Here is a 24,786-nt window from a genome sequence, read left to right as displayed (position 1 = left end):
CTGCCGCGCTTCGAGCGCCGGAGGTCTCGACAATGATCCGCTCCCCCTGATGACAGTGATGACCGATGCCGTGATGAAGGCGTCGCGTTCGCTGAAGCGCGATTTCGGCGAGGTCGAGAATCTGCAGGTTCTGGCCAAGGGCCCGGGCGACTTCGTTTCCAAGGCCGACCACAAGGCCGAAGAGATCCTGCGCGCGGCGCTGGAGAAGGCACGGCCGGGCTACGGCTTCGTCATGGAGGAGAGCGGCGTCGTCGTTGGGACCGACGAGAGCAATCGCTGGCATGTCGACCCGCTCGACGGCACTCACAACTTCCTGCGCGGCATCCCACACTGGAACATCTCGGTTGCGCTGGAGCGCGACAACCAGTTCATCGCCGGCGTGATCTATGACGCGGCCAAGGACGAGCTCTTCATCGCCGAGAAGGGCAAGGGCGCCTATGTCAACAATCGCCGCATGCGCGTCTCCGGCCGGCGCGAATCGCCGGACATGCTGATCGGCATGGGCGTGCCCCATATCGGCAAGGGCGGCCACCCGCTCTTCCTGAAGGAGCTCGGCGCGGTGATGAGCCGCTTCGCCAATGTCCGGCGCATGGGCTCGGCTGCGCTCGATATCGCCTATGTCGCCGCCGGCCGCATGGATGCTTATTGGGAACGCGGCCTCAACACCTGGGATTTCGGCGCCGGCGCGGTGATGGTGCGCGAGGCGGGTGGCACCTTCGGCACGCTCGACGGCAAGCAGCCGACATCGGCCAAGGATGTGATCTGCGGCAACGAAGCCGGTGAGCCGGCTTTGCGCGCAGCTCTCAAGACCGTGCTGTGAGCGCGACACCGCGCTTTCCTGCTTGATCCTTGCGTGGCGGGAGGCGACAGTCGCCGCCGCGACGAAACCGGATCGGATGAGCAGGCATGGCCAATGACGAGGCGGCCCCCGAGGTCCAGCCGCTGGAGCCCCTGGCTGAGGGAAGCTCGGCGGCGGCGATGCATCGGCCGCAGACGTTCCGGTTCTCCCGTCCGCTGCGCTATTTTCTTCGCGCGCTGGTCTTCCTCGCGCTGATCGGCTTCCTCGTCTACATCCTGCACGCTGGCCTCGTTACCGCCGTCATGGCCAATCCCGGCCTCAACGGCCTGATTCTCGGCGCGCTCGCTGTCGGCATACTGATTACGCTGCGCGAGCTCTGGCGCGTCGACAGCGAGGCGCGCGCCGCCACCCGTCTCGCCGCCAACCCGGCGGGCGTGACGATCCGGCGCAACCAGGTGATCAGCCCACTCGGTGCTGTGCTGCCCGCGCTGGAGCGGCGCACGCTCGCCCCGGCGCAGGCTGCGACTCTGCTCGAGTCGATCGCGGTCCGGCTCGACGACGGGCGCGAGGTGCTGCGCTATATCGCCGGACTTCTGGTCTTCCTCGGCCTGCTCGGGACGTTCTGGGGCTTGCTCGATACGATCTCGTCGATCGGCAACGTCATCAAGAGCCTGCGCACCGGTGCGGAATCCGGCGTGCTCTTCGACGAGCTCAAGACGGGCCTCGCCGCACCGCTCGCCGGTATGGCTCTGTCTTTCTCGGCCTCGCTGTTCGGCATTGCGGGCGCGGTTCTGCTCGGCTTTCTCGATCTTCAGCTCGGCCAGGCGCAGCGCCGCTTCCGCAACGAGGTCGAAGACTATCTCGGCTCCGCCACAGCAAACTCCGCGACGATCCCGCTGGCGATGCCGGTTGCCGGCTCCGCTTCGGGCGACATCGTGGTCGAGCGCCTCGACAAGCTCCAGGCGGCGATGCAGGACGGGAGCAACAACCGCGCCGCGACGCAGGCGCTCGCCAACCTTGCCGAGGGCATCCAGGGCCTCGTCCAGCACATGCGCTCCGAGCAGCAATTGATCCGCGACTGGGTCGAGGCCCAGGCGGCGCGCGAGAAGGACTTGAAGCGCCTGATCGAGCGCCTCGCCGCCGAACGCGTCGGTGAGTCATGACTCTGCCATGGTGCTGCGGCATCGCAGGCGCTGATCGCAAGAAAGGCTGAGCATGGCCCTGTCGCGCGCGCATCGCCGGGAAGAGACCAACTTCTGGCCGGGTTTCGTCGACGCGCTCTCGACGATGCTGATCGGCATCGTCTTCCTGCTCTCGGTCTTCGTCCTCGGCCAGTTCTTCCTGTCGCAGGAAATCAGTGGCAGGGACACGGTGCTCGACCGGCTGAACCGCCAGATCTCCGAGCTCAGCGACCTGCTCGCCCTCGAGCGGTCGACCGGCAAGGAGGCCAAGGATTCGCTCGCCTTGCTGCAGTCCTCGCTCACCAGCGAGCAGGCCGAACGCGCCCGCGTCCAAGGCCTGCTCGACGGTGCTGCCAGCAATGCTCCGGCCCAACTCGCCGAGACCCAGAAGGCGCTCGACGCCGAAAAGCAGCTCTCGGCCAAGGCTCAGACGACCGTCGAGATGGTCAACCAGCAGATCGTCGCCATGCGCCGCCAGCTCGCGGCGCTGGAGGAGGCGATCGGCGCGGCCGAGGCCAAGGACAAGGAATCGCAGACGCGGATCTCCGAGCTCGGCTCGCGCCTCAACGTCGCGCTGGCCCAGCGCGTCCAGGAGCTGGCGCGCTACCGCTCCGATTTCTTCGGCCGCCTGCGCCAGGTGCTCGGCACGAGGCCCGATATCCGCGTGGTCGGCGACCGCTTCGTCTTCCAGTCCGAGGTCTTCTTCGACGCCGGCCAGGCCGTGCTGAAGCCGGAAGGTCGGGGCGAGCTCGACAAGCTCGGCGCCATCATCGTCGATCTCGGCCGCGAGATGCCGCCGGACCTGCCCTGGATCCTGCGCGTCGACGGCCATACCGACAACCGGCCGATCCGCTCGGCGCAGTTCCCGTCGAACTGGAACCTGTCGACGGCGCGCGCCGTCGCCGTGGTCGAATATCTGGTCAGCAAGGGCATTCCCGCCGACCGCATCGCCGCGACCGGCTTTGGCGAATTCCAGCCGCTCGACATCGCCAACAATGACGACGCCTGGCGCCGCAACCGCAGGATCGAGTTCAAGATCACCGAGCGCTGAGGGGAAGGCGGACAGCGCCCGCTTGATACTCCAGCCCTCATCCTGAGGAGCAAGCGAAGCTTGCGTCTCGAAGGATGCTCCAGCTGGTTCGGGAGCCTCCTGAAGCATCCTTCGAGACGCCGCTGACGCGGCTCCTCAGGATGAGGGCTGAGGGTGTTTTCGCGTGGACTTCAATGCCGCTGGGCGATCTGGATCAGGTTGCCGCAGGTGTCGTCGAACACGGCGGTCGTGACGGGCCCCAGATGGACCGGCGGCTGGGTGAAAGCGACGCCGAGCGCCGACAGGCGCTGATGCTCGGCATGGACATCCTCGACCCCGAACGAGGTCGCCGGGATGCCGTCGGCGACGAGCGCGGTCTTCCAGGGCTGCGCCGCGGGGTGCTCGTCCGGCTCGAGCAATAGTTCGACGCCATCAGGATCGCCGGGTGAGGTCAGGGTCAGCCAGCGATGCTGGCCCATCGGGATGTCGTGCTTCGGCTCGAAGCCCAGAATGTCGCGGTAGAAGCGCAGCGCCTTGTCCTGGTCATCGACCAGCACGCTCGTCACGACGATCTTGATCGGCATCCGTCTTCTCCTTCTCCGGCGGCTCGGCCAGCGGCCGCATCCACACATCCCACATCTGCCGCAGCGGCACGCGCTCGAGGAAATGATGCTTGCTGCGCCAGCGCCATTCGGTTCGGATCAGGCTGGCCTCCTCCAGCAGTTGGAGGTGCTTCGACAGAGCCTGCCGGGAAAGGCTCGCCCCGTGCCAGCTGATCAGGCGCACATGCAGCTCGAACAGCGTCTGGCCGTCCCGCTCCGTCAGCTCGGCCAGCATGCGGCGGCGCGTCGGATCGGCCAGCGCCCGAAAGAGGCGGTCGAGGTCCATGGGCTGTTGCTAGCACGTGTGCTTCTCTCATGCAATCATGTGGTTGCATGATCAGTAAACGGTAGAAGGCCGAAGTTCACGCTCTATGACCGGCGCAAGCCTGCTGAAGACCCTAGGTGAGAGACCATTCGGATGTCGGTCGGGGCTGGTGGAACAGACTTGAGGCCGCTTAATCCGCAGACGTATTGAAGACCGGCATCTGCTGTTAGCATGGCGCCTCCTGAGGCCCGGTACCAAGGCTCACTATGCCCGCAAATAACCCGCTGTCATGGAGCGCGGACAGCCTCCGGCGTGCGATCGGCGCGGCCGGGGTCGCCCTGTGGTCGTGGAACGTCGAGACCGACCGGTTCGCCATGGACGAACGGGGATATGCCTTATGGGCTCTGCCGCAGAGCGAGCACGTCAAGTTCGAGGATATGTCGGCCCGCGTTCACCCCGCCGATCGGGATAGGGTCAGGGCAGCCTTCATGGCGACCCGAGGCGTCGTCGGCGCCTATGAGATCGACTTCCGCATCATCATCGGAGACGAGATCCGCTGGATTTCGGCCCGCGGCATCGGCGACGATTCGGCGCTGCACGACAACGTAGCTTACGGCATCTTCCTTGACGTAACCGGGCGCAAGCAGGCCGAGGAAGGTCACGAACTTCTCGCCGGCGAGATGAGCCATCGGGTTAAGAACCTGCTGGCCATCGCCGCGGGACTGACTCAGATCTCATCCCGATCCACCATGACGGCCAAGGAGATGGCCACCGAACTCACAGGCCGGCTGGCGGCACTTGGCCGGGCCCACGACCTGGTACGGCCTCTTCCCGGTCATCAGGGCCAGGCGGCGCTGCTAGGCGACCTGCTTTCGATCCTGCTCGCGCCCTACGAGGACATGGGAGCCTTCAGCGGGCGAATTCGGGTCGCCGTTCCGCGCATGGGTGTCGGCGAAGTGGCCGCAACGACGCTTGCCCTGATCATCCACGAACTTGCGACGAACTCGCTGAAGTATGGATCTCTATCCGCCGAGACAGGAACGCTCGACGTCTCGGGCAGTCTTGAAGACGCAGATGTGAAAATTATCTGGGTCGAGCGCGGAGGGCCGAGCGTCGAACCTCCCAACGGCGCAGGCGGCTACGGCAGCCGTTTGGTCGTGCGCAGCATATCGGGGCAACTCGGCGGCTCGATCGACTACGATTGGTCGGCCGAGGGCGTCATCGTCGCCCTGAAGATGAATACGGCGAAACTGGCTGGCTAAGCGGCCTCCCTGACAGCGGCGAGAACCGCTGCCTCGCTGTATGGCTTTCGAAGAAACGTGACATCGGTAGGCATCTGATCAGGCTCGGGCCGGATGCGGCCGGAAGCGATGATAATCACTACAGGAGGCCAGCGGTCGCGCACCGCGAAGGCAAGTTTCAAGCCGTTCATCGACCCGGGCATCTCGATATCAGTGAAGACAACGTTGATGTCTGACCGAGCTTCCAAGATGACGATCGCCTCATCGGCGCTTGTTGCCTCGATCGCTTCGAATCCAGCCTCAATGATCATCGATGCGGTATCCATCCGGACAATCGCATCATCTTCGACAACTAGCACGACTAAGGGCATGGGACTGACTCGCTAGCGGAGTAATCTCAACGCGGCCGCCTTACGAGAGTTGCAGGTTATCAGAATGAAATGCGCGCCACGCCTGACATTCACCGGTGGTTGTGAGCGTGCCCCCGGTCGAAGCTGGGCCTCGGCTCAACGGCGGCCATAGAGGGACTGCGCGCTAAGGTGGTTTTCCCCGTTGGTCTCTGGCTTAAACGAGCGGCAGGATCGGGCGTCATAGTGCCGGAGATGGGTTGAAAGCCCGCTGTAGCGTACCTCGCAATGTTCCGTTGCCGCTAATTCGATGAACGCCCCAAGCGTGAGCCTGAGGGCGCGTGCAAACCTATGCGCGCAAGTCAGGCAGAAAGCTGCAGCGCGCCATGCCTTTACGACAGGTGCGCGGTCTCGCGCCCGTGCTAGCGTGAGGTCTGGTATGGTAGTATACCACCTCGTCAAAGCCGGCAGGACCCGCATGATCGATATCCGCATCACCCCCGACAAGAACGAGCTCGGCCGGCAGGCCGCCGCGCTCGGCGCCGAGACGATCCGGGCTGCGATCGCTCGCCATGGCGAGGCGACGATCATCGTCGCCACCGGCGCGAGCCAGTTCGAGATGCTGCAGAACCTCGTCGCGGCCGAGGGCATCGACTGGTCGAAGGTCACCGCCTTCCATCTCGATGAATATGTCGGCCTGCCCAAGAGCCATCCGGCGAGCTTCCGCGGCTATCTGGAAGAGCGCTTCCTCGCTCAGCTCCCGGTCAAGCCGGCCTTCATCCCCGTCAATGGCGAGGGCGATCCCATCGCGGAGACCAGGCGCCTCAATGGGCTGATCGCCGGACGCCGTATCGATCTCTGCTTCGCCGGTTTCGGCGAGAACTGCCATCTTGCCTTCAACGATCCGCCGGCCGATTTCGACACGGATGAGCCCTTCATCGTCGTCACGCTCGACGACGCCTGCCGCCAGCAGCAATTCGGCGAGGGCTGGTTCGAGAGCCTTGCCGCGGTGCCGGAACAGGCGATCTCGATGAGCATCCGCCAGATCCTGAAGAGCGAGTTGATCATCCTGTCTGTGCCGGACGCCCGCAAGGCGCAGGCGGTGAAGGATGCGCTCGAAGGCGAGATCACGCCGCTGCATCCGGCCTCGATCCTGCAGCGCCATCCCAACACGGTGCTGTTCCTCGACCCGCCAGCCGCCTCGCTGCTGAAGACGGGCTAAAGCGGCGATGCCCGTCTCGCCCGGCCTGGTCGACCTCCAGATCAACGGCTTCGCCGGCGTCGATTTCAACGACCCGGCGATCACGGCGGCCGATCTCGACCGGGCGCTGGAGGCGATGCTGGCGACTGGCGTCACCGCCTGCCTGCCGACGATCATCACCGCCCATCCGCACGAGCTCGTGGAGCGCTTTCGCGCGCTCGATGTGGCGGTGGCCGGGAGCCGGCTCGGCTCGCTGATGTGCCCGGGTTATCATCTCGAAGGCCCGTTCCTGAACCCGGCGCCGGGCTATCATGGCTGCCACCCGCCGCAGGCGATGACGGCGGCCAAGGCCGAGCTGATCGCCGAGGTCGAGCGCGGCCTGTCGCGGCCGATCCTGATGGTGACGCTCGCCGTTGAAAGCGAAGGCGCTGTCGCGCTGACGAAAACCCTGGCCGAGGCCGGCAAGATCGTCGCCATCGGCCACTCAGCCGCCGATTTCGATCAGGTCTCGGCCGCGGCCGATGCGGGCTTGTCGCTCTCGACCCATCTCGGCAATGGCGTGCCGCAGACCCTGCACAAGCTCGCCAATCCGATCTTCGCCCAGCTCGCCGAAGACCGGCTGATGGCGGGCTTCATCGCCGACGGCATCCATGTCCATCCTAGGGCGCTTGCCGCGCTGATCCGGGCCAAGGGCTTCGAGCGCTCGATCCTCGTCACCGACGCGGTGGTGGCCGCCGCTACGCCGGTCGGCCGCTATCATTTCGCCGGCATGGCCGTCGACCGCATGCCGGATGGCTCGGTCCGGCAGGAAGCGGGACTGCTCGCCGGCTCGGCGCTCTGCCTGGACGAGGCCGTGCGCAATGTCGTCGCCTGGGGCATCGCGACGCCCGAGCAGGCTTTCGCCATGGCGGGGAGCCACGCGCTCGCCGCGATCCGGCCGGCGCTTGAGGCGCACGGCATCGCGCTTGCGGAGGGCGAGGTCGAGTGGTCGGATGAGCTTTTCGTCCGGCGGGTCCGCCTCGCCGATCAGGAACGTCGCTACGACGCATGAGTGCCGCCATCAACGGCGCGACAACAAAGGGGGAAGGCAATGACCAAGCATCTTCATGGCATCGACCGTCGCACCGTGCTCGGTGGCCTCGGCGCGCTTGCCGCCGGCGGCCCGGCATTCGCCGCCTCGCCGCCGCTGCCGACCAGTCCCGTCGTGATCAGCGTCATGGATGTCGGCGGTGCGCTTGCCCTGATGCAGCGGGCGTTCGAGGATTACCGCACGGCCAATCCCAAGCTGGTCTCGCGCATCGCCTTCGTGAAGGCGCCAGCCCCCGAACTCGCCAGCAAGCTCAAGGCTCAGCAGGATGCCGGCAAGGTCGATCTCGACCTGATCCTGACCGGTAGCGACGGCCTTGCCGCCGGCCTCGACCAGAAGCTCTGGCAGAAGATCCTGCCCGATTTCTCCGACAAGTTCCCGAACATCGAGGCCAATTACGAGCCGGCCGCGCTCAACCTGCACAAGGTCCAGGGCGACGGCTTCGGCGTCGTCGTCAACTACTACCCCTCCGGCCCGCTGCTCGAATACATGCCGGACCGGGTCAAGACCCCACCGACCACCGCCGAGGAGCTGCTCGCCTGGGCCAAGGCCAATCCGAACAAGTTCATGTATGCCCGCCCGACCAATTCCGGCCCGGGCCGGACATTCATGATGGGGCTGCCCTACATCCTCGGCGACAAGGATCCGCAGGATCCCGTCGGCGGCTGGGACAAGACCTGGGCCTATCTGCAGGAACTCGGCCAGTACATCGAGTATTATCCAGCCGGCACCGGCGCGACGATGAAGGAGTTCGGCGACGGCTCGCGCGACATCATCATCTCGACCACCGGCTGGGACATCAATCCGCGCGCGCTCGGCATCGTGCCCAAGGAGGCGAAGATCCAGACGCTGAAGGGCTTCCACTGGGTCTCGGACGCCTTTTTCATGTGCGTGCCGAAGGGCCTGCCGAACGATCGGCTGGCGGTCGTGCTCGACATCATGGCGCATGTGCTGACGCCGAAGATGCAGGCCTATTCCTATGACGAGGGCTATCTCTATCCCGGCCCAGCGGTGAAGAACGTGCCGCTCTCGCTGGCGCCCGAGGCGAGCCAGAAAGTCATCGCCGAGTTCGGCCGGCCGGAATATGCCGACCTGATCGCCAACAACCCGATCGAACTGCCGCTGAAGCCCGACAAGATGGTCGTCGCGTTCCGCAAGTGGGACGAGCTGGTGGGGGCGAAGCGGGCGAAGTGAGCCTCCACGCGAAACCCCTCTCCCGGATGGGAGAGGGGTAGGGGTGAGGGACCTCCGCTGATCATTGGCGGGATGCGGCGCAGTTGTGCTTCCTGCGAGTAGGGCAGGCCCTCATCCGGCGCTCCGCGCCACCTTCTCCCGTGCGGGTTCCTCTGCGAAAGACTGATCGCCTGGGCTCCTCCCTTCCCCCTTGTGGGGAAGGGTATGGGGATGGGGGCGACCGACTGGGTGCAAGGTTGCTTGTAGAAGCGGATCGGGCCAATTCCCCGTGAATTCGCTTCGACTTTCCGCCCCCACCCCTTCCCCTCCCCACAAGGGGGAGGGGTTTCGCGAGCCTCGTCCGGTTTCGCAGAGGAATCCATCCGGGAGAAGGAAGGGGGCGTTGTGGCCGGCATCGCCAGCGATTGACTCCACCGCCGCCATGCGCTTTTCATCGCTGCAGAGCGCATGGGGCGCCACCAGTCCGCGGCAAGGGAGCCTGCTCCCACCCATATCCAAGCGACGACATCGCATCATCGCTTTCTTCCGGCCTGTCGAGCGGACATCAGGCTTTCTTCGGAAGGAAGACCCATGTCCGACGTTACCCGCGAACTCACGCCCCGTTCGACCCTCGAGACGATCCGCCGCCAGGCCAAGCGCTGGCTGAAGGAGATCGAGGCCGGCGATGGCGAAGCGATCGCCCGCTTTCGCGAGCTGATCCCGAACCATGCCGGTGCGCCCAAGCTGCGCGAGGTCCAGCACGCGCTGGCCCGCGATTACGGGCTAACGAGCTGGGCGGTGCTGAAACAGGAACTCGCCGTGCGCGAGGCTGCGGCGCGCGGCCATGCTGCGCTCGTCGAGCTGTTCCTGGAAAAGTCTGCGTTGCGCTACGGCGTCAGGCCGGGAACGCAAAGCTGGGGCGAGTACGAGGCCGACCGGCCGGCACGCGGCGCACTCGCCCAGCGCCTGCTCGAACGCCATCCGGAGATCGCCGGCGACAGCATCCACACCGCCATCGCCGCGCATGATCTCGATGCCGTTCGTGATTTTCTCGGCAGGGACACGATGCTCGCGGACAAGCCGAGCGATTTCGACGGCTGGACGCCGTTGGTTCGCCTCGCTTTCACCCGCTTGCCGAACGAGGCGCTATCACGCAATGCCGTCGCGATCGCGCGGCTCCTGCTCGATCATGGCGCCGACCCGAATGCGCTCTTCAGCGATGGCAGCAACCATTTCACCCCGCTGACCGGCGTCATCGGTGGTGGCGAGGGCAACCAGCCGCCGCATCCCCAGGCGGAAGCGCTGGCACGGCTCCTGATCGCCCGCGGCGCCGATCCGCTCTACGGCCAGGCGCTCTACAATTCGTCGCTGGGCGCCGACGAGGTGTTCTGGCTCGATCTGCTCTGGAGCGAAACGGAGAAGCGCGGGGAGGGCGCGCGTTGGCGCGAACCAGTGCGCGAATTGCCGGCGCCGCCGCTCGACTACCTGCTCGGCAATGCCGTGCCGCGGCAGCCGAAGCGCGCAGCCTGGCTCCTTGCTCATGGCGCCCGGGCCCAGGCGCTCAACGCCTATTCCAAGCAGAGCCTGGTCAAGCAAGCCATGCTCGATGGCCGCAGCGATCTCGTTCGCCTGCTCGTCGACAATGGCGCCAGCCCGGTCGAGCTCAGCGGGCAGGAGGCCTTCACCGCTGCGGTCGCCCGCGGCGATGAAGCCGAGGCACGCCGGCTGCTCGACGGCAATCCGGACTTCCTGATCAACCCAGCCCCGCTGCTGGTCGCGATTCGGCAGAGCAAGCCGGAGACCGCGGCGCTGGCGCTGCGACTGGGCGTCTCGCCGGATGCGCAGACACGCGATGGCGTCCGCGCCCTGCACGAGGCGGCTGGCAGCGATGCGATCGAGATCGTCGCTCTGCTGGTCGAGGCGGGTGCCGCGATCGATCCGATCGAACGCCGCTATGGCTCGACCCCGCTCGGCTGGGCTCGCCATCAGGGTGCAAGCGCCGCGCAGATCTATCTGGCCTCGCGCAGTCACGACATCGAAGCTCTGTGTCAGGCCGGCGAGATCGAGCGACTGGAGACGCTCTTCGCCGAGGCTCCTGTGCTCGCCAATGCGTCGGCCCGCTCAGGCGAGCCGCCCTTGTTCTGCCTGCCTGATGACGACACCAGCGCCTGCGATCTCGTCGAATTCCTGCTGGCGGCGGGGAGCGATCCGAAGGCGCGGAACAAGCAGGGGCTGACGCCCGCGCAGGCGGCGCGCAAGCGAGGCCTACTGGATACCGCGGCGCGGCTGGAGGCGGCTCTCCAGTCGGCGGGCTGACTATGCCGCCTCCAGCCCGAACTGGAGCGCGGCCAGCCGCGCATAGAGCCCGCCCTTGGCGACGAGGGCGGCATGCGTGCCTTCCTCGACCACCCGTCCGTCCTCCATCACCAGGATGCGGTCGGCGGAGAGGATGGTGGCGAGCCGGTGGGCCACGACCAGCGTGGTCCGGCCCTGCATCAGCCGGTCGAGCGCGTCCTGTACGGCGCGCTCGCTCTCCGAATCGAGCGCCGAAGTCGCCTCGTCGAGTAGCAGGATGGGCGCGTCCTTCAGCACGGCGCGCGCGATGGCGAGGCGCTGGCGCTGGCCACCCGAGAGCGTGACGCCGCGCTCGCCGATGACGGTGTCGTAGCCATCAGGCAAAGCCCGGATGAAGCCGTCCGCAGCGGCGAGCTGCGCGGCTTCCTCGATTTGCGCGCGCGCCGCACCCGGCCGGCCATAGGCGATGTTGTCGGCGACCGAGACGCCGAACACGGTCGGCTCTTGAGGCACCAACGCAAAGCGGCTGCGCCAATCGGTCGGGTCGGCTTCCGGCCCCGCGACGCCATCGACGACGACGCGGCCGGCGAAGGGGTCGTAGAAGCGCAGTGCCAGTTGCAGCACCGTGCTCTTGCCGGCGCCGGACGGGCCGACCAGCGCGACCCGCTCGCCCGGCCTGATCGTAAGGTCGAGATCGGCGAGCGCGAGATTGCTGCGGCCGGGATAACGGAAGGAGACGCCCTCGAAGGCGAGGGCGCCGACCGGCGGTGTCGGCAACGCCTTGGGATGGGGCGGAGCTGAAATCGCCGGCTTGGTCGCGAGGATTTCGCCGAGCCGTCCGGCAGCACCGGCCGCAGCCGAGATGTCGCCATAGACTTCCGAGAGCTGGCCGAGCGAGCTCGCGGCGAGGACGGCATAGAGCACGAATTGCGACAGGCGCCCGCCGCTCATCCGGCCGGCGAAGACCTCGGTCGCACCAACCCAGAGCACCAGCACGACGCTGGCCGAGACCAAGAAGATCGCAATGCCGGAGAGCCAGGCGCGGGAACGCGTCGCATCGCGCGAGGCATCATAGGCGCCATCCGAGGCGCCTTGGAAGCGCTGCGTCGTCTCGCGCTCGGCGCCGAAGGACTGCATCGTTCGAATCGCGCCGATCGCCTCGGCGGCGAAGGCGGAAGCGTCGGCGAGGCGGTCCTGCGCGGCCCGGGCCCGCTTGCGTACGCTGCGGCCGGAAAAGACCAGCGGCAGCACGATCAGCGGGATCGCGCCGATGACGATCGCCGAGAGCTGCGGGCTGGTGAAAATCATCATCGCCAGCGCGCCGAGGAACATGATGCCGTTGCGCAGCGCGATCGAGGCGGTCGAGGCGAAGGTCGACTTGATCTGGGTGGTGTCAGCGGTCAGGCGCGAGACCAGGTCGCCGGCCCGGCTGGCGTCAAAGAAGGCCGGCTCAAGCCTTGTTAGGTGGCGGAAGACGTCAGCACGCAGCTCCGAGACGACACGCTCACCAACCGTCATCACCAGGTAGAAGCGGAACGAGCTCGCCAGCGCCAGGATGGCGACGACGCCGATCAGGATTGCGAAATAGGAATTCGCCAGCTGCTGCTCGCCACCGGAGAAGCCGACATCGATGACGCGCCTCACCGCCATGGGCAGTGCCAGCGTCGCCACCGAGGCGACGATCAACGCGACGAGCGCGAAGGCGATCCGTTGCTTTTGCGCCAGCGCATAGGGCCAGAACGAGCGCAGCGCGCTGAAATCCGGCCGCGCCTTGTTGTCTTCTTTGGTCTCGTTCGCCACGCTTACCTATCCCGAAAAGCTTGCACCGTCGCTGCGGCTGCGCTATGGGCACCCGACTTCACGACAGGCTCATACGAATTGTTCGAAGAGCCGGCGATGTGCGCCGAGTTCCGGCCACCCGCTTTTCGACAATTGAGGATTTCGCCATGAAGACCGGCATTCATCCCGACTACCACACCATCAAGGTCGTCATGACCGATGGCACCGAATACTTCACGCGTTCGACCCTCGGCAAGGAGGGCGACACGCTGAACCTCGACATCGACCCGAAGACCCACCCGGCCTGGACCGGCGGCACCCAGCACATGCTGGACCGTGGCGGCCGCGTCTCGCGCTTCAATTCGCGTTTCGGCGCGCTGGGTGCGCTCGGCAAGAAGTAATCCGCGTTTTCGCAACCTTTTCGGGCTTGCGACCGCAACAGGAAAGCCCGGCCTCGCGGCCGGGCTTTTTGCATGGATGGCGACGATCCGCCGCGGCTCGTGCCTTATCGTTCGGGCGATCGCCAAGCCGTGCGCCGGAATTGTTCGCGGGACATGCATTCTTTGATCGCTTCCAAGCGGCGCATGGCGAATTGACTCAGCTTGAGCCGGCGGCCTATCGAACGCGCGACCTTTTTCGCAAGTTCGCTGCTCGCTGCCGGCCAGCTCCGGCGCGCGAGTCTCGTTCCCGCCTCGCCGGAGAGACTTCATGACGACGCCCGCGATCGACCGCGCTTTGCACGAGCGGCTGGCCAATGCCATCCGCTCGCTCGCCATGGATGGCGTCGAGCAGGCCAAGTCCGGCCATCCCGGCCTGCCGATGGGCGCGGCCGATGTCGCGACCGTGCTGTTCACGCGCATCCTGAAATATGATGCGGCCGAGCCGCGCTGGCCCGACCGCGACCGCTTCGTGCTCTCGGCCGGCCACGGCTCGATGCTGATCTACGCGCTGCTGTACCTAACCGGCACGCCCGGCCTGGAGCTCGACGACCTCAAGAAGTTCCGCCAGCTCGAATCGAAGACCCCGGGCCATCCCGAGAACTTCATGACGCTCGGCGTCGAGACCACGACCGGCCCGCTCGGCCAGGGACTCGCCACCGCCGTCGGCATGGCGATGGCCGAGCGCATGCTCGCCGCCGAATTCGGCAAGAAGCTGGTCGACCACAAGACCTATGTCCTCGCCTCTGACGGCGACCTGATGGAGGGCATCAGCCAGGAGGCGATCGCGCTCGCCGGCCATCAGAAACTGAACAAGCTGATCGTGCTCTGGGACGATAACGGCATCTCGATCGACGGGCCGCTCTCGATCTCCGACTCGGTCGACCAGGTCGCTCGCTTCAAGGCCTGCGGCTGGAAGGCCGAGCGCGTCGACGGGCATGATCCCGATGCGATCGAGGCAGCCGTCCGCCGTGCTCAGAAGTCGAACAAGCCGACGCTGATCGCCTGCAAGACCGTGATCGGCTTCGGCGCCCCGAAGAAGGCCGGCACCTCGAAGGCGCATGGCGAGCCGCTCGGCGCGGAAGAACTCGCCGCCGCCAAGAAGGCGCTCGGCATCACCGGCGGGCCGTTCGAGGTCGCGGCCGATGTGCTCAAGGCCTGGCGCGGCTTCGGCGCCACCGGCTTCGCCGAGCGCAAGGACTGGAATACGCGTCTGGCTGCGCTGTCCGAGCGCAAGCGCGGTGAATTCGAGCGCCGGCTGTCGCTGACTCCGCCGGCCAAGCTCGCCAAGGCGCTCGTCGCTCACAAGAAGGCGCTCGCCGCGAGCCCGGTCACGGTCGCGACCCGCAAGGCTTCGGAGCTGGCGCTTGAAGCCATCATGCCGGTCATGCCGGAGCTGGTGATGGGCTCGGCCGACCTCACGCCGTCCAACAACACCCGCACCAAGGCGGCCGAGGACTTCACGCCGAAGACTCCGAAGGGCCGCTATGTCCGCTACGGCATCCGCGAGCACGGCATGGCCGCGGCGATGAACGGCATCACGCTGCATGGCGGCTTCCGCACCGCCGGCGGCACCTTCCTGGTCTTCGCCGACTATGCCCGCCCGTCGATGCGGCTCGCCGCGCTGATGGGGCTGCCGGTGGTCTACGTCATGACCCATGATTCGATCGGCCTCGGCGAGGACGGCCCGACCCACCAGCCGGTCGAGCAGATCGCCAGCTTGCGCGCCATGCCGAACATGCGCGTGCTGCGCCCGGCCGATGCGATCGAGACGGCGGAAGCCTGGCAGATCGCGCTGGAGCGCACCGACGGGCCGACCGTGCTGGCGCTGTCGCGCCAGAACCTGACGCCGGTCCGCACCGATGGCACCGCGACGAACCGCTCGGCCAAGGGTGCCTATGAGCTGCTGCCGGCCGAAGGCGGCAAGGCGCAGGTCTCGCTGTTCGCCTCGGGCTCCGAGGTCGAGATCGCGGTCGCTGCCCGCAAGCTTCTGGCAGAAAAGGGCATTCGCGCCCGCGTCGTCTCGGTGCCATCGCTTGAGCTGCTGCTCGAGCAGGACGAGGCGACCAAGGCCGGGATCATCGGCGAGGCGCCGATCAAGATCGCAGTCGAGGCTGCCGTGCGCTTCGGCTGGGATGGCGTGATCGGCGCCGATGGCGGCTTCGTCGGCATGTCCTCCTTCGGCGCGAGCGGCCCCTACAAGGAGGTCTACAAGCATTTCGGCATCACGCCGGAGGCGGTGGCCGAGGCGGCGATCAAGCGTCACAACGGCTGAGCCTTCTTGAAATTTTTAAGGCCTGCCCTTGCGTTCCGCCATGGTTTGGCCGATTTGCCCGCGTGAATGACGGCGGCGACGCTGAACGGCGAAGGAGAGGATTGAGATGACGGTCAAGGTGGCGATCAACGGCTTCGGCCGTATCGGGCGCAACGTGCTGCGCGCGATCATCGAGTCGAAGCGCAAGGACATCGAGGTCGTGGCGATCAACGATCTCGGCCCGGTCGAGACCAATGCCCATCTCTTCCGCTTCGACTCCGTGCATGGCCGCTTCCCCGGCACGGTGACCGTCTCCGGCGACACGATCGATGTCGGCCGCGGCCCGATCAAGGTCACTGCGATCCGCGATCCCAAGGACCTGCCGCACAAGGCGCTCGGCGTCGACATCGCGCTAGAATGCACCGGCATCTTCACCACGCGCGACAAGGCGGCGGCGCATCTCGTCGCCGGCGCCAAGCGCGTGCTGGTCTCGGCCCCCTGCGACGGCGCCGATCTGACGGTCGTCTTCGGCGTCAACAACGACGCCCTGACCAAGGACCACATCGTCGTCTCGAACGCCTCCTGCACCACCAACTGCCTGGCCCCGGTGGTCAGGGTGCTGCATGACGCCGTCGGCATCGACAAGGGCTTCATGACCACGATCCATGCCTATACCGGCGACCAGCCGACGCTCGACACGATGCACAAGGACCTTTACCGCGGCCGCGCCGCCGCGATGTCGATGATCCCGACCTCGACCGGCGCCGCCAAGGCGATCGGCCTCGTCATCCCCGAGCTCAAGGGCCGGCTCGACGGCACATCGATCCGCGTGCCGACGCCGAACGTCTCGGTCGTCGACTTCAAGTTCATCGCGAAGCGCAAGACCACGGTCGAGAAGATCAACGACGCCATCATCAAGGCGAGCAAGCGCGGCGCGCTGAAGGGCATCCTGGCCGTCACCGACCAGCCCAACGTCTCGATCGACTTCAACCATGATCCGGCGTCGTCGACCTTCGCGCTCGACCAGACCAAGGTCCTGGACGAGAAGTTCGTCCGCATCCTCACCTGGTACGACAATGAGTGGGGCTTCTCGAACCGCATGAGCGACACCGCTGTCGCCATGGCGAAACTGATCTGACCCATACTCCCTTCGCAGCCGCGCCGGACAGGCGCGGCTGCGCCTAAAATTGCCGAGGAACGGACCGCGCAATGAACAAGATCGAGCCGACCGTCGCCACGTCGACCACGCCCGTCGAGACCATTACCGTGCCGCCGGCGCAGAGCATGGCCGAGGTCGCCGCATCGCGCGTTACCGAAGCGAAGCCGGCCGAGCCACTCGCCGCCAGCGACCCGCGCAAGCTCGACCAGCTTTCCCGGATCGAGGACAAGGCGGCCCGGATCGAAGAGAAGTTCGCGCGCTACGAGGCGGTGCTGACCCGCGCCGAGGCGTCGCTCGATCGCAGCGCCCAGAAGGTCGAGCTCGCCGCCGGCACCATGGATTTCGCCGGCCTGCGCGAAGAGCTCTCGGCGCTGCGTCAGCGCGTCAGCGCCACGCCGCGCTTCGGGGCGCTGCTGCTCACCGGCATCGTCACCGCGATCCTGACCGTCGTCCTGACGGTGATCGTACTGAAGAGCGGCGTTCCCGGCGTGCTGCCACCGATCCTGCCGCGATGAGCTTTCGCCCGGCCGCTCGATCACGTCGCATTTTGACGCTTCCGTCAAAATGCGAAAAACGTGATCGATTATAAAAGTTCAGAGCATTGCTCTTGCGAAAAACCGGTTCCCACTTTTTCGCGCAATGCTCTAGCCTCGCGGGCGGGCGCAATGTCCGCTGGCGGGCGCTGGAAGGCGACGGGCTCGAACATCTGACGCTGCAGGCAGACGCGGACGGCTTTCGCGCCGATTCCGTGCTGATCGGCGAGCGCGGCGGGCAGCGCTACGGTGCGACCTATCGGATCGACTGCGATCCCGATTTCACGGTCCGCTCCTTCGAGATCACGACGACCGATGGCCGCGACCTCGTCATGACCCGGCGCGACGGTGCCTGGCACGACAGGGCCCGCGGCCATCTGCCGGCGTTCGACGCCTGCATCGACATCGACCTCTCGGCCACACCCTTCACCAACACGCTGCCGATCCGCCGCTGCGCTTGGCAGCCGGATCAGCAGCGGCGCATCGCCATGCTGTTCGTGCCGTTCGACAGCCTCGAGCCCTTCGTCACCGAGCAGCTCTATACCTGCCTTGCGCCGAGGCTCTTCCGGTTCGAGACAGCCGATGGCAGTTTCACTGCCGAGCTTCCGGTCGACGAGGACGGTCTCGTCATGGATTATCCCAGCCTGTTTCAACGCTTGTGAGAGAGTTCTCCATGCCTGCTTTCCGCACCCTCGACGACGCCGATCTCGCCGGCAAGCGCGTCCTCGTCCGTGTCGATCTCAACGTGCCGACGGAGGAGGGCAGGGTCACCGACACCACCCGCATCGACCGCATCCTGCCGACGATCCGCGAGATCGCGCAGAAGGGCGGCAAGGTCATCCTGCTCGCGCATTTCGGCAGGCCGAAGGGCCGTGACGAGAAGAACAGCCTGCGGCAGATCGTGCCGGCGCTGGCGCATGCGCTCGGCCAGCCGGTGATCTTCGTCGGCGATTGCATCGGCACGGAAGCGCCAAAGGCGATCGCCGCCGCCAAGAACGGCGAGATCCTTCTGCTCGAGAACACCCGCTTCCACGCCGGCGACGAGGCGAACGATCCCGACTTCGTCAAGGCGCTCGCCGCCAATGGCGATCTCTATGTCAACGACGCCTTCTCGGCGGCCCATCGCGCCCATGCCTCGACCGAAGGGCTGGCGCATCTTCTGCCGGCCTATGCCGGGCGCAGCATGCAGGCCGAGTTGGAGGCACTCTCTTCCGGTCTCTACAATCCGGCCCGGCCGGTGATGGCGATCGTCGGCGGCGCCAAGGTCTCGACCAAGCTCGAGCTGCTCGGCAACCTCGTCAAGAAGGTCGACGTGCTCGTCATCGGCGGCGGCATGGCCAACACCTTCCTCGCCGCGCGCGGCGTCAATGTCGGAAAATCGCTCTGCGAGCACGATCTCGCCGGCACCGCCCGCGAAATCGAGGAGAAGGCCAAGGCGGCCGGCTGCGAGATCCTGCTGCCGGTCGATGCGCTGGTGGCGCGCGAGTTCAGGGCTCATCCCGGCCACCGCGTCGTCTCGATCGGCGAGGTCGGGCCCGACGAAATGATCCTCGATGCGGGCCCGCTCAGCGTCGCCGAGGTCGTGCTCAAGCTCAACACCGTGAAGACGGTGGTCTGGAACGGCCCGTTCGGCGCCTTCGAGCTGCCACCCTTCGACACGGCGACGGTCGCGGTCGCCAAGGCGGTGGCGGAGCGCGTTCGGGACGGCAAGCTCGTCGCGGTCGCCGGCGGCGGCGACACGGTTGCGGCGATGAACCATGCCGGCGTCGCCGAGGACCTGACTTATGTTTCGACCGCCGGCGGCGCCTTCCTCGAATGGATGGAAGGCAAGGCCCTGCCGGGCGTCGAGGCGCTGCGGAAGGGCTGAGCGGCGACGCAGCTTCCGATTGCGCGGCGCAGTGTTTATGCTATGTTCTCGTTACGGCATGACGATTTCGCTGGAGCCGCTACGCGATGAGCGAGAATGTCCAGACTGCAATGTTCGAGATTCTGAAAAGGCTTCAGAGCGACTTTGCGTCTTTCCGGTCCGAAACGAGCGAGCGTTTCGAGCGACTGGAGGACCTCGTCCGCAAGCAACGGCGTGACACGGCCGGCTTGCTCGTCATGGCCAAGGCCGTGACGGGCGACTTTGCCGAGCAGGTCGCGGCGATCGAGGAGCGCGTCAGGGTCCTGGAAGCGCGCGGGCGCTGATCGCGTTCACGTTTTTGGCCGGTTTCGCTTTGCGTCCGCCACAGTTCGATTCTAAACCCTCCGGATAAGCAGAGCCCAACCGGAGGATCATCGTGGCCCGCATCACGCTTCGCCAATTGCTCGACCATGCTGCCGAGAACGACTACGGCGTTCCGGCCTTCAACATCAACAACATGGAGCAGGCGCTCGCGATCATGGCCGCGGCGGACGCGACGGATGCGCCGGTGATCATCCAGGCCTCGCGCGGTGCGCGTTCCTACGCCAATGACATCATGCTCAAGCACATGATGGACGCCGTCACCGAGATCTATCCGCATATCCCGGTCTGCGTGCATCTCGACCACGGCAACGAGCCGGCGACCTGCATGACCGCGATCCAGGCCGGCTTCACCTCGGTGATGATGGATGGCTCGCTCAAGGCCGACGGCAAGACCCCGGGCGACTGGGACTACAATGTCGGCGTGACCAAGACCGTCACCGAGATGTCCCATCTCGGCGGCATCTCCGTCGAAGGAGAACTCGGTGTCTTGGGTTCGCTTGAAAGCGGCGAGGGCGAGAAGGAGGACGGCCACGGTTTCGAGGGCAAGCTCAGCCACGACCAGCTCCTGACCAATCCGGACGAGGCGGTGAAGTTCGTCGCCGAGACCAAGGTCGATGCGCTCGCCATCGCCATGGGCACCTCGCACGGCGCCTACAAGTTCACGCGCAAGCCCGACGGCGCGATCCTGGCGATGCACGTCATCGAGGAGATCCACAAGAAGCTGCCGAACATGCATCTCGTCATGCACGGCTCGTCCTCGGTGCCGCAGGACCTGCAGGACGTGATCAACCAGTATGGCGGCAAGATGCCCCAGACCTGGGGCGTGCCGGTCGAGGAGATCCAGCGCGGCATCAAGCACGGCGTGCGCAAGATCAACATCGACACCGACAACAGGATGGCGATGACCGGCCAGATCCGCAAGATCCTCTCCGAAAACCCCGGCGAATTCGATCCGCGCAAATATCTGAAGCCGGCGATGGAGGCGATGACCGCGCTCTGCAAGAAGCGGCTCGAGGAATTCAACACCGCTGGCCAGGCCTCGAAGATCAAGCGCGTCATCACGCTCGCGGACATGGCCAAGCGCTACGCCAAGGGCGAGCTCGACCCGACCTTCGGCGCAAAGAAGGCGGCGTAATCGCAGCACCTGCCAGCGCTTCGGCTCCTGCAGCCAAAACGCCCGGCTCAGGCCGGGCGTTTCTCGTTTCGGGCAGGTCGATCGAGCAAGGAACCGGAGCGCCTCAGGCGGCGCGGTTCTGCCGGGTCAGGTTCTCGAAGGCTTCTGTCAGGGTTTCGGCCTGGCGCGTCAGCGCCTGGGCGAGGCCGAGCATCTCGTCGACGCCCAGGCCGGCGGCCTGGGCGGACTCGTTGACGCTGGCGATGGCGTGAGAGACCTCCTGCGTGCCTTGCGAGGCGAAGCTGACGCTGCGGGCAATCTCCTGGGTCGCTGCCCGCTGCTCGTCGACGGAGCTCGCGATCGTCAGCGTCGTGTGGTCCATGTCGCCGACGAAGCCGACGATGCTCTCGATCGCTTCGACCGCCTCCTGCGTCGCGGCCTGCATGGCCGGAACCTGGGCCGCGATCTCGTCCGTTGCCTTGGCGGTGCGGGCGGAGAGCTGTTTCACCTCTTGCGCGACCACCGCGAAACCCCGCCCCGCCTCGCCGGCGCGCGCCGCCTCGATCGTCGCGTTGAGGGCGAGCAGATTGGTCTGTGCGGCGATGTCGCGGATCAGGCCGACGATGGAGCCGATCGTCTGCGCCGATTGTGCGAGCCCCTTGACGATCGCCTCGGTTCGCAACGCTGCCTGGCTGGCATCGTGCGCCTTGGTCGTGGCGCGGGCGACTTCCTCGGAAATCTGGCTGAGCGAGATGGAAAGCTCCTCGGCGGCGCTGGCGACGCTGGCGACATTGTCGGAAGCCTCGTCCGACGCACGTGCGGCTGCGACGGCCTGCGTGCCGGTCTCCTTGACGATGCCGTTCATGCTATGCGCCGTCGCCTCGACGACACGGGCGCTACCGGTCACCGCGCCGACCACATCGCGAACCGTGACCTCGAACGCCGAGATCTCGCGCTGGATGGCCTCGCGACTCTGCCGCTGGACATGCGAATAGGTCTCGAGCAGCAGTTCGAGATCGAGCTGTACCGCCTTGTTCAGGGCCGCGCGCAGGGCGATGCGCCGGTTGTACTCCTTCGCCTGCCAGACATGGCTGAGCTTGGCGAGGCCGTCGCGCAGCAGGCCGAGTTCGGCGCCGATCGCGTTGCCGACGATGGCATGACAGATCGCGACGGCGTGGGCGGGAACGCCATTATCGTTGAAGGCGCCGGCAACGGCGTGCGCCGATTGCAGATACCCATCCTCGATCTCGCCCGACACCAGCCTGATCCAGTGCGCGAGCCTGAGCTCGTGCACCTCCGGGCGCTGCATCGCGCTCAGGATTTGGGGCCAGGCCTCGAAATGCTCATGCAACTCAGTCAGCAAGGCCGGCAGGCGCCGGCGCGCGAACTCAGCCTGCTGCCGCAAGAGGCGGATGTCGATTGCGTCGATCCGAAAGGTTCGCAGGCGCGCCGCGTGCTCGGCGATTGCGTTAGTCATGCGCGCTGCGTTCTATTCCGCTGGTGGGCCTGCCTCCGACATTGCGGACAGTTCGCGAATAAACGCTTAAGCATGAGCCCGCCGGAAACGCTGCCGCCGCGCTTGCCTCGCGTCGAGCCGGCTGAGTATAAGCCGGCCGACGCATGAAAGCGGAGATCTGGGCGTATGGCCGGCCATTCACAGTTCAAGAACATCATGCACCGCAAGGGCAAGCAGGACGCGGTGCGCTCCAAGCTGTTCTCGAAACTGGGCCGCGAAATCACCGTCGCCGCCAAATTGGGCATGCCGGACCCGAACATGAATCCGCGCCTGCGCATGGCCGTGCTGGCGGCGCGGGCCGAGAACATGCCGAAGGACAATATCGAGCGCGCGATCAAGAAGGCGCTCGGTGGCGAGGGCGACAACTATGACGAGGTCCGCTACGAAGGCTATGGACCCGGCGGCACCGCCGTGATCGTCGAGGCTTTGACCGACAACCGCAATCGCACGGCCTCGGCGGTGCGCTCCTACTTTACCAAGTCCGGCGGAGCGATGGGCGAGAGCAACTCGGTCTCGTTCATGTTCAACCGCGTCGGCGAAGTGAGCTATCCCGCTGAAGCCAATGATGCCGACAAGGTGATGGAAGCGGCGATCGAGGCCGGCGCCGACGATGTGATTTCGGACGAGAACGGCCACACCATCCTGTGCGCCTTCGATGCGCTCAACGAGGTCTCCAAGGCGCTCGAAGGCACGCTAGGCGCGCCGACCTCGGCCAAGCCGGTCTGGCGACCGACCACCACGACGCCACTCGACGAGGAGAAGGCAGCATCGATGATGCGGCTGATGGAGGCGCTGGACAATGACGACGACGTCCAGAACGTCTTCGCCAATTTCGAGATTGCCGACGAGGTGATGGCCAAGCTCGGCAACTGAGTTCAGCGCCCGATCAGCCCGTCCCAGAACGGCAGGCTGACGAGCGCGCTCAGGAAAATCGTCAGATAGGCGATTCGGCGGAAGGTCTGCTCGGAGGCCAGGCCGAAGGCGTGGGTTCCGAACCAGAGGCCGACGCCGTAGACGGCAAAGAGCGGTAGCGCCATCACCAGCGAGGTGAAGGTGATGATGGCCTTTGCCCACAGCACCGCGCCGCTGACAACTGTGCTCAGCCCGAAATACGTTTGCATGTTGGCGCGCGTCTTGTGCCGATCGTTGCGCTGCGCGCCGAGCCAGAACACGGCGAGCGGCATGCCGCCGATGCTGGCGAGACCGTTGCACAAGCCCGAGGCCGCGCCGACGCCGAGCGAGAGCGGGATGCCGGGCTTGCCGTGATAGCGCCAGCCGGATGCCATCAGCGCGACGGCGGCGAGCACGAGCAGCGCCAGGAGCCAGCGCATGGTCTCGCGATCGAGCCAGGTCAGCAGGGCGATACCGAGCGGCAGGGTCAGCGTCGCGGCGATCAGGAGTGGAATGACCTCGCTCCATTCCGCCCGCTTTGCCGAACGCGCCGCAAGCGGCAGGGCGAATGGCAGGTCGATCACCCAGATCAGGCCCAGCGCCGCGACCGGGCCGAGCACAATCGAGGCCAGCGGCATGAACACCATCGCGAAGCCAAAGCCGGTGAAGCCGCGGATCAGCCCGCCGAGCAAGGTCGCGCCGATCAGGACGGCGATGCCGTCGAGCGAGACACCGGGAAAGAGCGAAGTCAGGAGAGCTGTCATCGGTACGCCGGGGAAGGATCTTCTTTCCTTCACGCAAGGTGGGAAAGGATCAACCCCCGTTGCCGTGATGGCGGCGATGAGTATCGCTCATCGATGATGTCAGCCGCGTCCCTGCCTTCCGTCCTTTTCCCAAGGTCGGCGGGTGCTTCGCGCCGGTCAGGGCCGCGACAGGCTGCTGGGCCAGATACCTTACAAAACTTTAATACAACCCGTCATTGCGCGTTCATCTTGGCGGTCCTAGCGTCCTTTGGCCGCGTGACCTCCCGGAATGTTTCGCCTGGCCGACGCTGCATCAACCTGGCCCCACAGGGGATTGCGATCATGACACGCACCAGATTTGCGCTTGCCGCCGGGCTCTTCGCACTGACCGGCAGTCTCATGCTGCAGACATCGTCGCCGGCACTGGCGCTGACGATGAAGGAGTGCAGCACCAAGTACAATGCCGCCAAGGCCGGGAATACGCTGGCCGGGCAGTCATGGAACGACTTCCGCAAGGCGCAATGCGGTGACGCAGCTGCACCTGCTGCCGCGACTGCTCCGGCTGCGGCGACACCGGCCAAGCCTGTTGCCAGCGCCCCTGCCAAACCCGCGGCCGCTACGCCTGCCGCAGCCGGGAATGCCATGTTCCCGAGCAAGGTCGATCCGAAATACTCGACTCTCTCGGCCGGCAAGCAGCGCTTCAAGACCTGCAACGACCAGTACAACGCCAACAAGGCCAATGGCGGCAATGGCGAGCTGAAGTGGATTCAGAAGGGTGGCGGCTATTACAGCCAGTGCAACACCCGGCTGAAGGGCGCCTGAGCAAAGCGCTCTCATTTCGCTTCACCCACAAAGTGGCCGGGGCTCTTGCCTCGGCCTCTTCTCGCGCCGCGACAGGGTGCGCCGGAG

The 24,786-nt window shown here is 66.1% G+C and carries 24 protein-coding genes; 18 read left to right on the top strand and 6 right to left on the bottom strand.

Going from position 1 to position 24,786, the window contains the following annotated elements:
• Positions 1 to 49: 49 nt before the first annotated feature.
• From QO058_RS07460 to QO058_RS07450, 3 genes are all read left to right on the top strand, one after another.
• Positions 50 to 820: an inositol monophosphatase family protein gene (locus tag QO058_RS07460; protein WP_284171404.1), complete on the top strand. Its 771-nt coding sequence runs from the start codon at positions 50 to 52 to the stop codon at positions 818 to 820.
• 86 nt (positions 821 to 906) lie between these two features.
• Entirely contained in the window at positions 907 to 1,962 is a 1,056-nt protein-coding gene (locus QO058_RS07455; RefSeq protein WP_284171403.1) for a MotA/TolQ/ExbB proton channel family protein, read from the top strand.
• A 52-nt stretch (positions 1,963 to 2,014) separates the two neighbouring features.
• Positions 2,015 to 3,031 (top strand): peptidoglycan -binding protein, encoded by a 1,017-nt coding sequence (locus QO058_RS07450; RefSeq protein ID WP_284171402.1) that lies wholly within the window; start codon positions 2,015 to 2,017, stop codon positions 3,029 to 3,031.
• A gap of 170 nt (positions 3,032 to 3,201) precedes the next feature.
• On the opposite strand, the gene QO058_RS07445 is transcribed toward QO058_RS07450, so the two are convergent.
• Together QO058_RS07445 and QO058_RS07440 are read right to left on the bottom strand one after the other, a co-directional pair.
• Positions 3,202 to 3,594 (bottom strand): VOC family protein, encoded by a 393-nt coding sequence (locus QO058_RS07445; protein WP_284171401.1) that lies wholly within the window; start codon positions 3,592 to 3,594, stop codon positions 3,202 to 3,204.
• The gene (locus QO058_RS07440) at positions 3,554 to 3,898 is read right to left on the bottom strand and encodes an ArsR/SmtB family transcription factor (RefSeq protein WP_284171400.1); all 345 of its coding nucleotides are present in this window, start codon (positions 3,896 to 3,898) and stop codon (positions 3,554 to 3,556) included. Before QO058_RS07440 ends, QO058_RS07445 begins: the two co-directional genes overlap by 41 nt.
• Positions 3,899 to 4,143: 245 nt before the next feature.
• Here QO058_RS07440 and QO058_RS07435 point away from each other — a divergent pair, with 245 nt between their 5' ends.
• On the top strand, positions 4,144 to 5,139 hold the full coding sequence (locus QO058_RS07435; RefSeq protein WP_284171399.1) for a sensor histidine kinase: 996 nt from the start codon (positions 4,144 to 4,146) through the stop codon (positions 5,137 to 5,139).
• Here the strand turns inward: QO058_RS07435 and QO058_RS07430 are convergent.
• Positions 5,136 to 5,489, bottom strand: a complete 354-nt coding sequence (locus QO058_RS07430) for a response regulator (RefSeq protein WP_284171397.1) — start codon at positions 5,487 to 5,489, stop codon at positions 5,136 to 5,138. The genes QO058_RS07435 and QO058_RS07430 overlap by 4 nt on opposite strands.
• A gap of 454 nt (positions 5,490 to 5,943) precedes the next feature.
• Between QO058_RS07430 and QO058_RS07425 the strand changes: the two genes are divergently transcribed.
• From QO058_RS07425 to QO058_RS07410, 4 genes are all read left to right on the top strand, one after another.
• Positions 5,944 to 6,687: a glucosamine-6-phosphate deaminase gene (locus QO058_RS07425; protein WP_284171395.1), complete on the top strand. Its 744-nt coding sequence runs from the start codon at positions 5,944 to 5,946 to the stop codon at positions 6,685 to 6,687.
• A 7-nt stretch (positions 6,688 to 6,694) separates the two neighbouring features.
• Positions 6,695 to 7,717 carry an N-acetylglucosamine-6-phosphate deacetylase gene (locus QO058_RS07420; RefSeq protein WP_284171393.1) on the top strand — a complete coding sequence of 341 codons (1,023 nt, stop codon included), beginning with the start codon at positions 6,695 to 6,697 and terminating at the stop codon, positions 7,715 to 7,717.
• Between the two features lie 39 nt (positions 7,718 to 7,756).
• Entirely contained in the window at positions 7,757 to 8,947 is a 1,191-nt protein-coding gene (locus QO058_RS07415) for an ABC transporter substrate-binding protein (protein WP_284171392.1), read from the top strand.
• Positions 8,948 to 9,517: 570 nt separating this feature from the next.
• The gene (locus tag QO058_RS07410; RefSeq protein ID WP_284171390.1) at positions 9,518 to 11,242 is read left to right on the top strand and encodes an ankyrin repeat domain-containing protein; all 1,725 of its coding nucleotides are present in this window, start codon (positions 9,518 to 9,520) and stop codon (positions 11,240 to 11,242) included.
• On the opposite strand, the gene QO058_RS07405 is transcribed toward QO058_RS07410, so the two are convergent.
• A complete protein-coding gene (locus QO058_RS07405; protein ID WP_284171388.1) occupies positions 11,243 to 13,021 on the bottom strand; it encodes an ABC transporter transmembrane domain-containing protein in 1,779 nt (592 codons plus the stop codon).
• Positions 13,022 to 13,167: 146 nt separating this feature from the next.
• Between QO058_RS07405 and rpmE the strand changes: the two genes are divergently transcribed.
• The 8 genes from rpmE to fba all read left to right on the top strand — a co-directional run bounded on the left by rpmE (position 13,168) and on the right by fba (position 20,748).
• A complete protein-coding gene (gene rpmE / locus QO058_RS07400) occupies positions 13,168 to 13,401 on the top strand; it encodes a 50S ribosomal protein L31 (protein ID WP_066471911.1) in 234 nt (77 codons plus the stop codon).
• Between the two features lie 307 nt (positions 13,402 to 13,708).
• Positions 13,709 to 15,712 (top strand): transketolase, encoded by a 2,004-nt coding sequence (gene tkt / locus QO058_RS07395; RefSeq protein ID WP_284171383.1) that lies wholly within the window; start codon positions 13,709 to 13,711, stop codon positions 15,710 to 15,712.
• A 106-nt stretch (positions 15,713 to 15,818) separates the two neighbouring features.
• On the top strand, positions 15,819 to 16,829 hold the full coding sequence (gene gap, locus QO058_RS07390) for a type I glyceraldehyde-3-phosphate dehydrogenase (RefSeq protein ID WP_284171381.1): 1,011 nt from the start codon (positions 15,819 to 15,821) through the stop codon (positions 16,827 to 16,829).
• A 71-nt stretch (positions 16,830 to 16,900) separates the two neighbouring features.
• On the top strand, positions 16,901 to 17,365 hold the full coding sequence (locus QO058_RS07385; protein ID WP_284171379.1) for a hypothetical protein: 465 nt from the start codon (positions 16,901 to 16,903) through the stop codon (positions 17,363 to 17,365).
• 92 nt (positions 17,366 to 17,457) lie between these two features.
• Entirely contained in the window at positions 17,458 to 18,045 is a 588-nt protein-coding gene (locus QO058_RS07380) for a putative glycolipid-binding domain-containing protein (RefSeq protein WP_284171377.1), read from the top strand.
• 11 nt (positions 18,046 to 18,056) lie between these two features.
• Positions 18,057 to 19,250 carry a phosphoglycerate kinase gene (locus tag QO058_RS07375; RefSeq protein ID WP_284171376.1) on the top strand — a complete coding sequence of 398 codons (1,194 nt, stop codon included), beginning with the start codon at positions 18,057 to 18,059 and terminating at the stop codon, positions 19,248 to 19,250.
• A gap of 86 nt (positions 19,251 to 19,336) precedes the next feature.
• A complete protein-coding gene (locus tag QO058_RS07370) occupies positions 19,337 to 19,573 on the top strand; it encodes a hypothetical protein (protein ID WP_284171375.1) in 237 nt (78 codons plus the stop codon).
• Positions 19,574 to 19,665: 92 nt separating this feature from the next.
• A complete protein-coding gene (gene fba / locus QO058_RS07365; RefSeq protein ID WP_126115974.1) occupies positions 19,666 to 20,748 on the top strand; it encodes a class II fructose-bisphosphate aldolase in 1,083 nt (360 codons plus the stop codon).
• A gap of 103 nt (positions 20,749 to 20,851) precedes the next feature.
• Here fba and QO058_RS07360 read toward each other — a convergent pair whose 3' ends face one another.
• Positions 20,852 to 22,204, bottom strand: coding sequence for a globin-coupled sensor protein (locus QO058_RS07360; protein ID WP_284171373.1), 1,353 nt, complete (start codon positions 22,202 to 22,204; stop codon positions 20,852 to 20,854).
• Positions 22,205 to 22,369: 165 nt separating this feature from the next.
• Here QO058_RS07360 and QO058_RS07355 point away from each other — a divergent pair, with 165 nt between their 5' ends.
• Complete coding sequence (locus tag QO058_RS07355; RefSeq protein ID WP_284171371.1) at positions 22,370 to 23,116, top strand: YebC/PmpR family DNA-binding transcriptional regulator; 747 nt, start codon at positions 22,370 to 22,372, stop codon at positions 23,114 to 23,116.
• Between the two features lie 2 nt (positions 23,117 to 23,118).
• Here the strand turns inward: QO058_RS07355 and QO058_RS07350 are convergent, their stop codons facing one another.
• Positions 23,119 to 23,898 (bottom strand): sulfite exporter TauE/SafE family protein, encoded by a 780-nt coding sequence (locus QO058_RS07350; protein ID WP_284171370.1) that lies wholly within the window; start codon positions 23,896 to 23,898, stop codon positions 23,119 to 23,121.
• Between the two features lie 321 nt (positions 23,899 to 24,219).
• Here QO058_RS07350 and QO058_RS07345 point away from each other — a divergent pair, with 321 nt between their 5' ends.
• The gene (locus QO058_RS07345; protein ID WP_432212018.1) at positions 24,220 to 24,699 is read left to right on the top strand and encodes a hypothetical protein; all 480 of its coding nucleotides are present in this window, start codon (positions 24,220 to 24,222) and stop codon (positions 24,697 to 24,699) included.
• Positions 24,700 to 24,786: the final 87 nt, after the last annotated feature.

This window comes from Bosea vestrisii, from assembly GCF_030144325.1.
GTDB classification, from domain to species: domain Bacteria; phylum Pseudomonadota; class Alphaproteobacteria; order Rhizobiales; family Beijerinckiaceae; genus Allobosea; species Allobosea vestrisii_A.
The sequence above is the reverse complement of the archived record's forward strand: the minus strand, read 5'-3'. Positions and strand labels throughout refer to the sequence as shown.

Excerpts from the sequence above, each read along its gene's own strand:
- QO058_RS07460 (WP_284171404.1), top strand. The coding sequence starts at position 50 with ATGACAGTGATGACCGATGCCGTGATGAAGGCGTCGCGTTCGCTGAAG.
- QO058_RS07455 (WP_284171403.1), top strand. The coding sequence starts at position 907 with ATGGCCAATGACGAGGCGGCCCCCGAGGTCCAGCCGCTGGAGCCCCTG.
- QO058_RS07450 (WP_284171402.1), top strand. The coding sequence starts at position 2,015 with ATGGCCCTGTCGCGCGCGCATCGCCGGGAAGAGACCAACTTCTGGCCG.
- QO058_RS07445 (WP_284171401.1), bottom strand. The coding sequence starts at position 3,594 with ATGCCGATCAAGATCGTCGTGACGAGCGTGCTGGTCGATGACCAGGAC.
- QO058_RS07440 (WP_284171400.1), bottom strand. The coding sequence starts at position 3,898 with ATGGACCTCGACCGCCTCTTTCGGGCGCTGGCCGATCCGACGCGCCGC.
- QO058_RS07435 (WP_284171399.1), top strand. The coding sequence starts at position 4,144 with ATGCCCGCAAATAACCCGCTGTCATGGAGCGCGGACAGCCTCCGGCGT.
- QO058_RS07430 (WP_284171397.1), bottom strand. The coding sequence starts at position 5,489 with ATGCCCTTAGTCGTGCTAGTTGTCGAAGATGATGCGATTGTCCGGATG.
- QO058_RS07425 (WP_284171395.1), top strand. The coding sequence starts at position 5,944 with ATGATCGATATCCGCATCACCCCCGACAAGAACGAGCTCGGCCGGCAG.
- QO058_RS07420 (WP_284171393.1), top strand. The coding sequence starts at position 6,695 with ATGCCCGTCTCGCCCGGCCTGGTCGACCTCCAGATCAACGGCTTCGCC.
- QO058_RS07415 (WP_284171392.1), top strand. The coding sequence starts at position 7,757 with ATGACCAAGCATCTTCATGGCATCGACCGTCGCACCGTGCTCGGTGGC.
- QO058_RS07410 (WP_284171390.1), top strand. The coding sequence starts at position 9,518 with ATGTCCGACGTTACCCGCGAACTCACGCCCCGTTCGACCCTCGAGACG.
- rpmE (WP_066471911.1), top strand. The coding sequence starts at position 13,168 with ATGAAGACCGGCATTCATCCCGACTACCACACCATCAAGGTCGTCATG.
- tkt (WP_284171383.1), top strand. The coding sequence starts at position 13,709 with ATGACGACGCCCGCGATCGACCGCGCTTTGCACGAGCGGCTGGCCAAT.
- gap (WP_284171381.1), top strand. The coding sequence starts at position 15,819 with ATGACGGTCAAGGTGGCGATCAACGGCTTCGGCCGTATCGGGCGCAAC.
- QO058_RS07385 (WP_284171379.1), top strand. The coding sequence starts at position 16,901 with ATGAACAAGATCGAGCCGACCGTCGCCACGTCGACCACGCCCGTCGAG.
- QO058_RS07375 (WP_284171376.1), top strand. The coding sequence starts at position 18,057 with ATGCCTGCTTTCCGCACCCTCGACGACGCCGATCTCGCCGGCAAGCGC.
- QO058_RS07370 (WP_284171375.1), top strand. The coding sequence starts at position 19,337 with ATGAGCGAGAATGTCCAGACTGCAATGTTCGAGATTCTGAAAAGGCTT.
- QO058_RS07360 (WP_284171373.1), bottom strand. The coding sequence starts at position 22,204 with ATGACTAACGCAATCGCCGAGCACGCGGCGCGCCTGCGAACCTTTCGG.
- QO058_RS07355 (WP_284171371.1), top strand. The coding sequence starts at position 22,370 with ATGGCCGGCCATTCACAGTTCAAGAACATCATGCACCGCAAGGGCAAG.
- QO058_RS07350 (WP_284171370.1), bottom strand. The coding sequence starts at position 23,898 with ATGACAGCTCTCCTGACTTCGCTCTTTCCCGGTGTCTCGCTCGACGGC.
- QO058_RS07345 (WP_432212018.1), top strand. The coding sequence starts at position 24,220 with ATGACACGCACCAGATTTGCGCTTGCCGCCGGGCTCTTCGCACTGACC.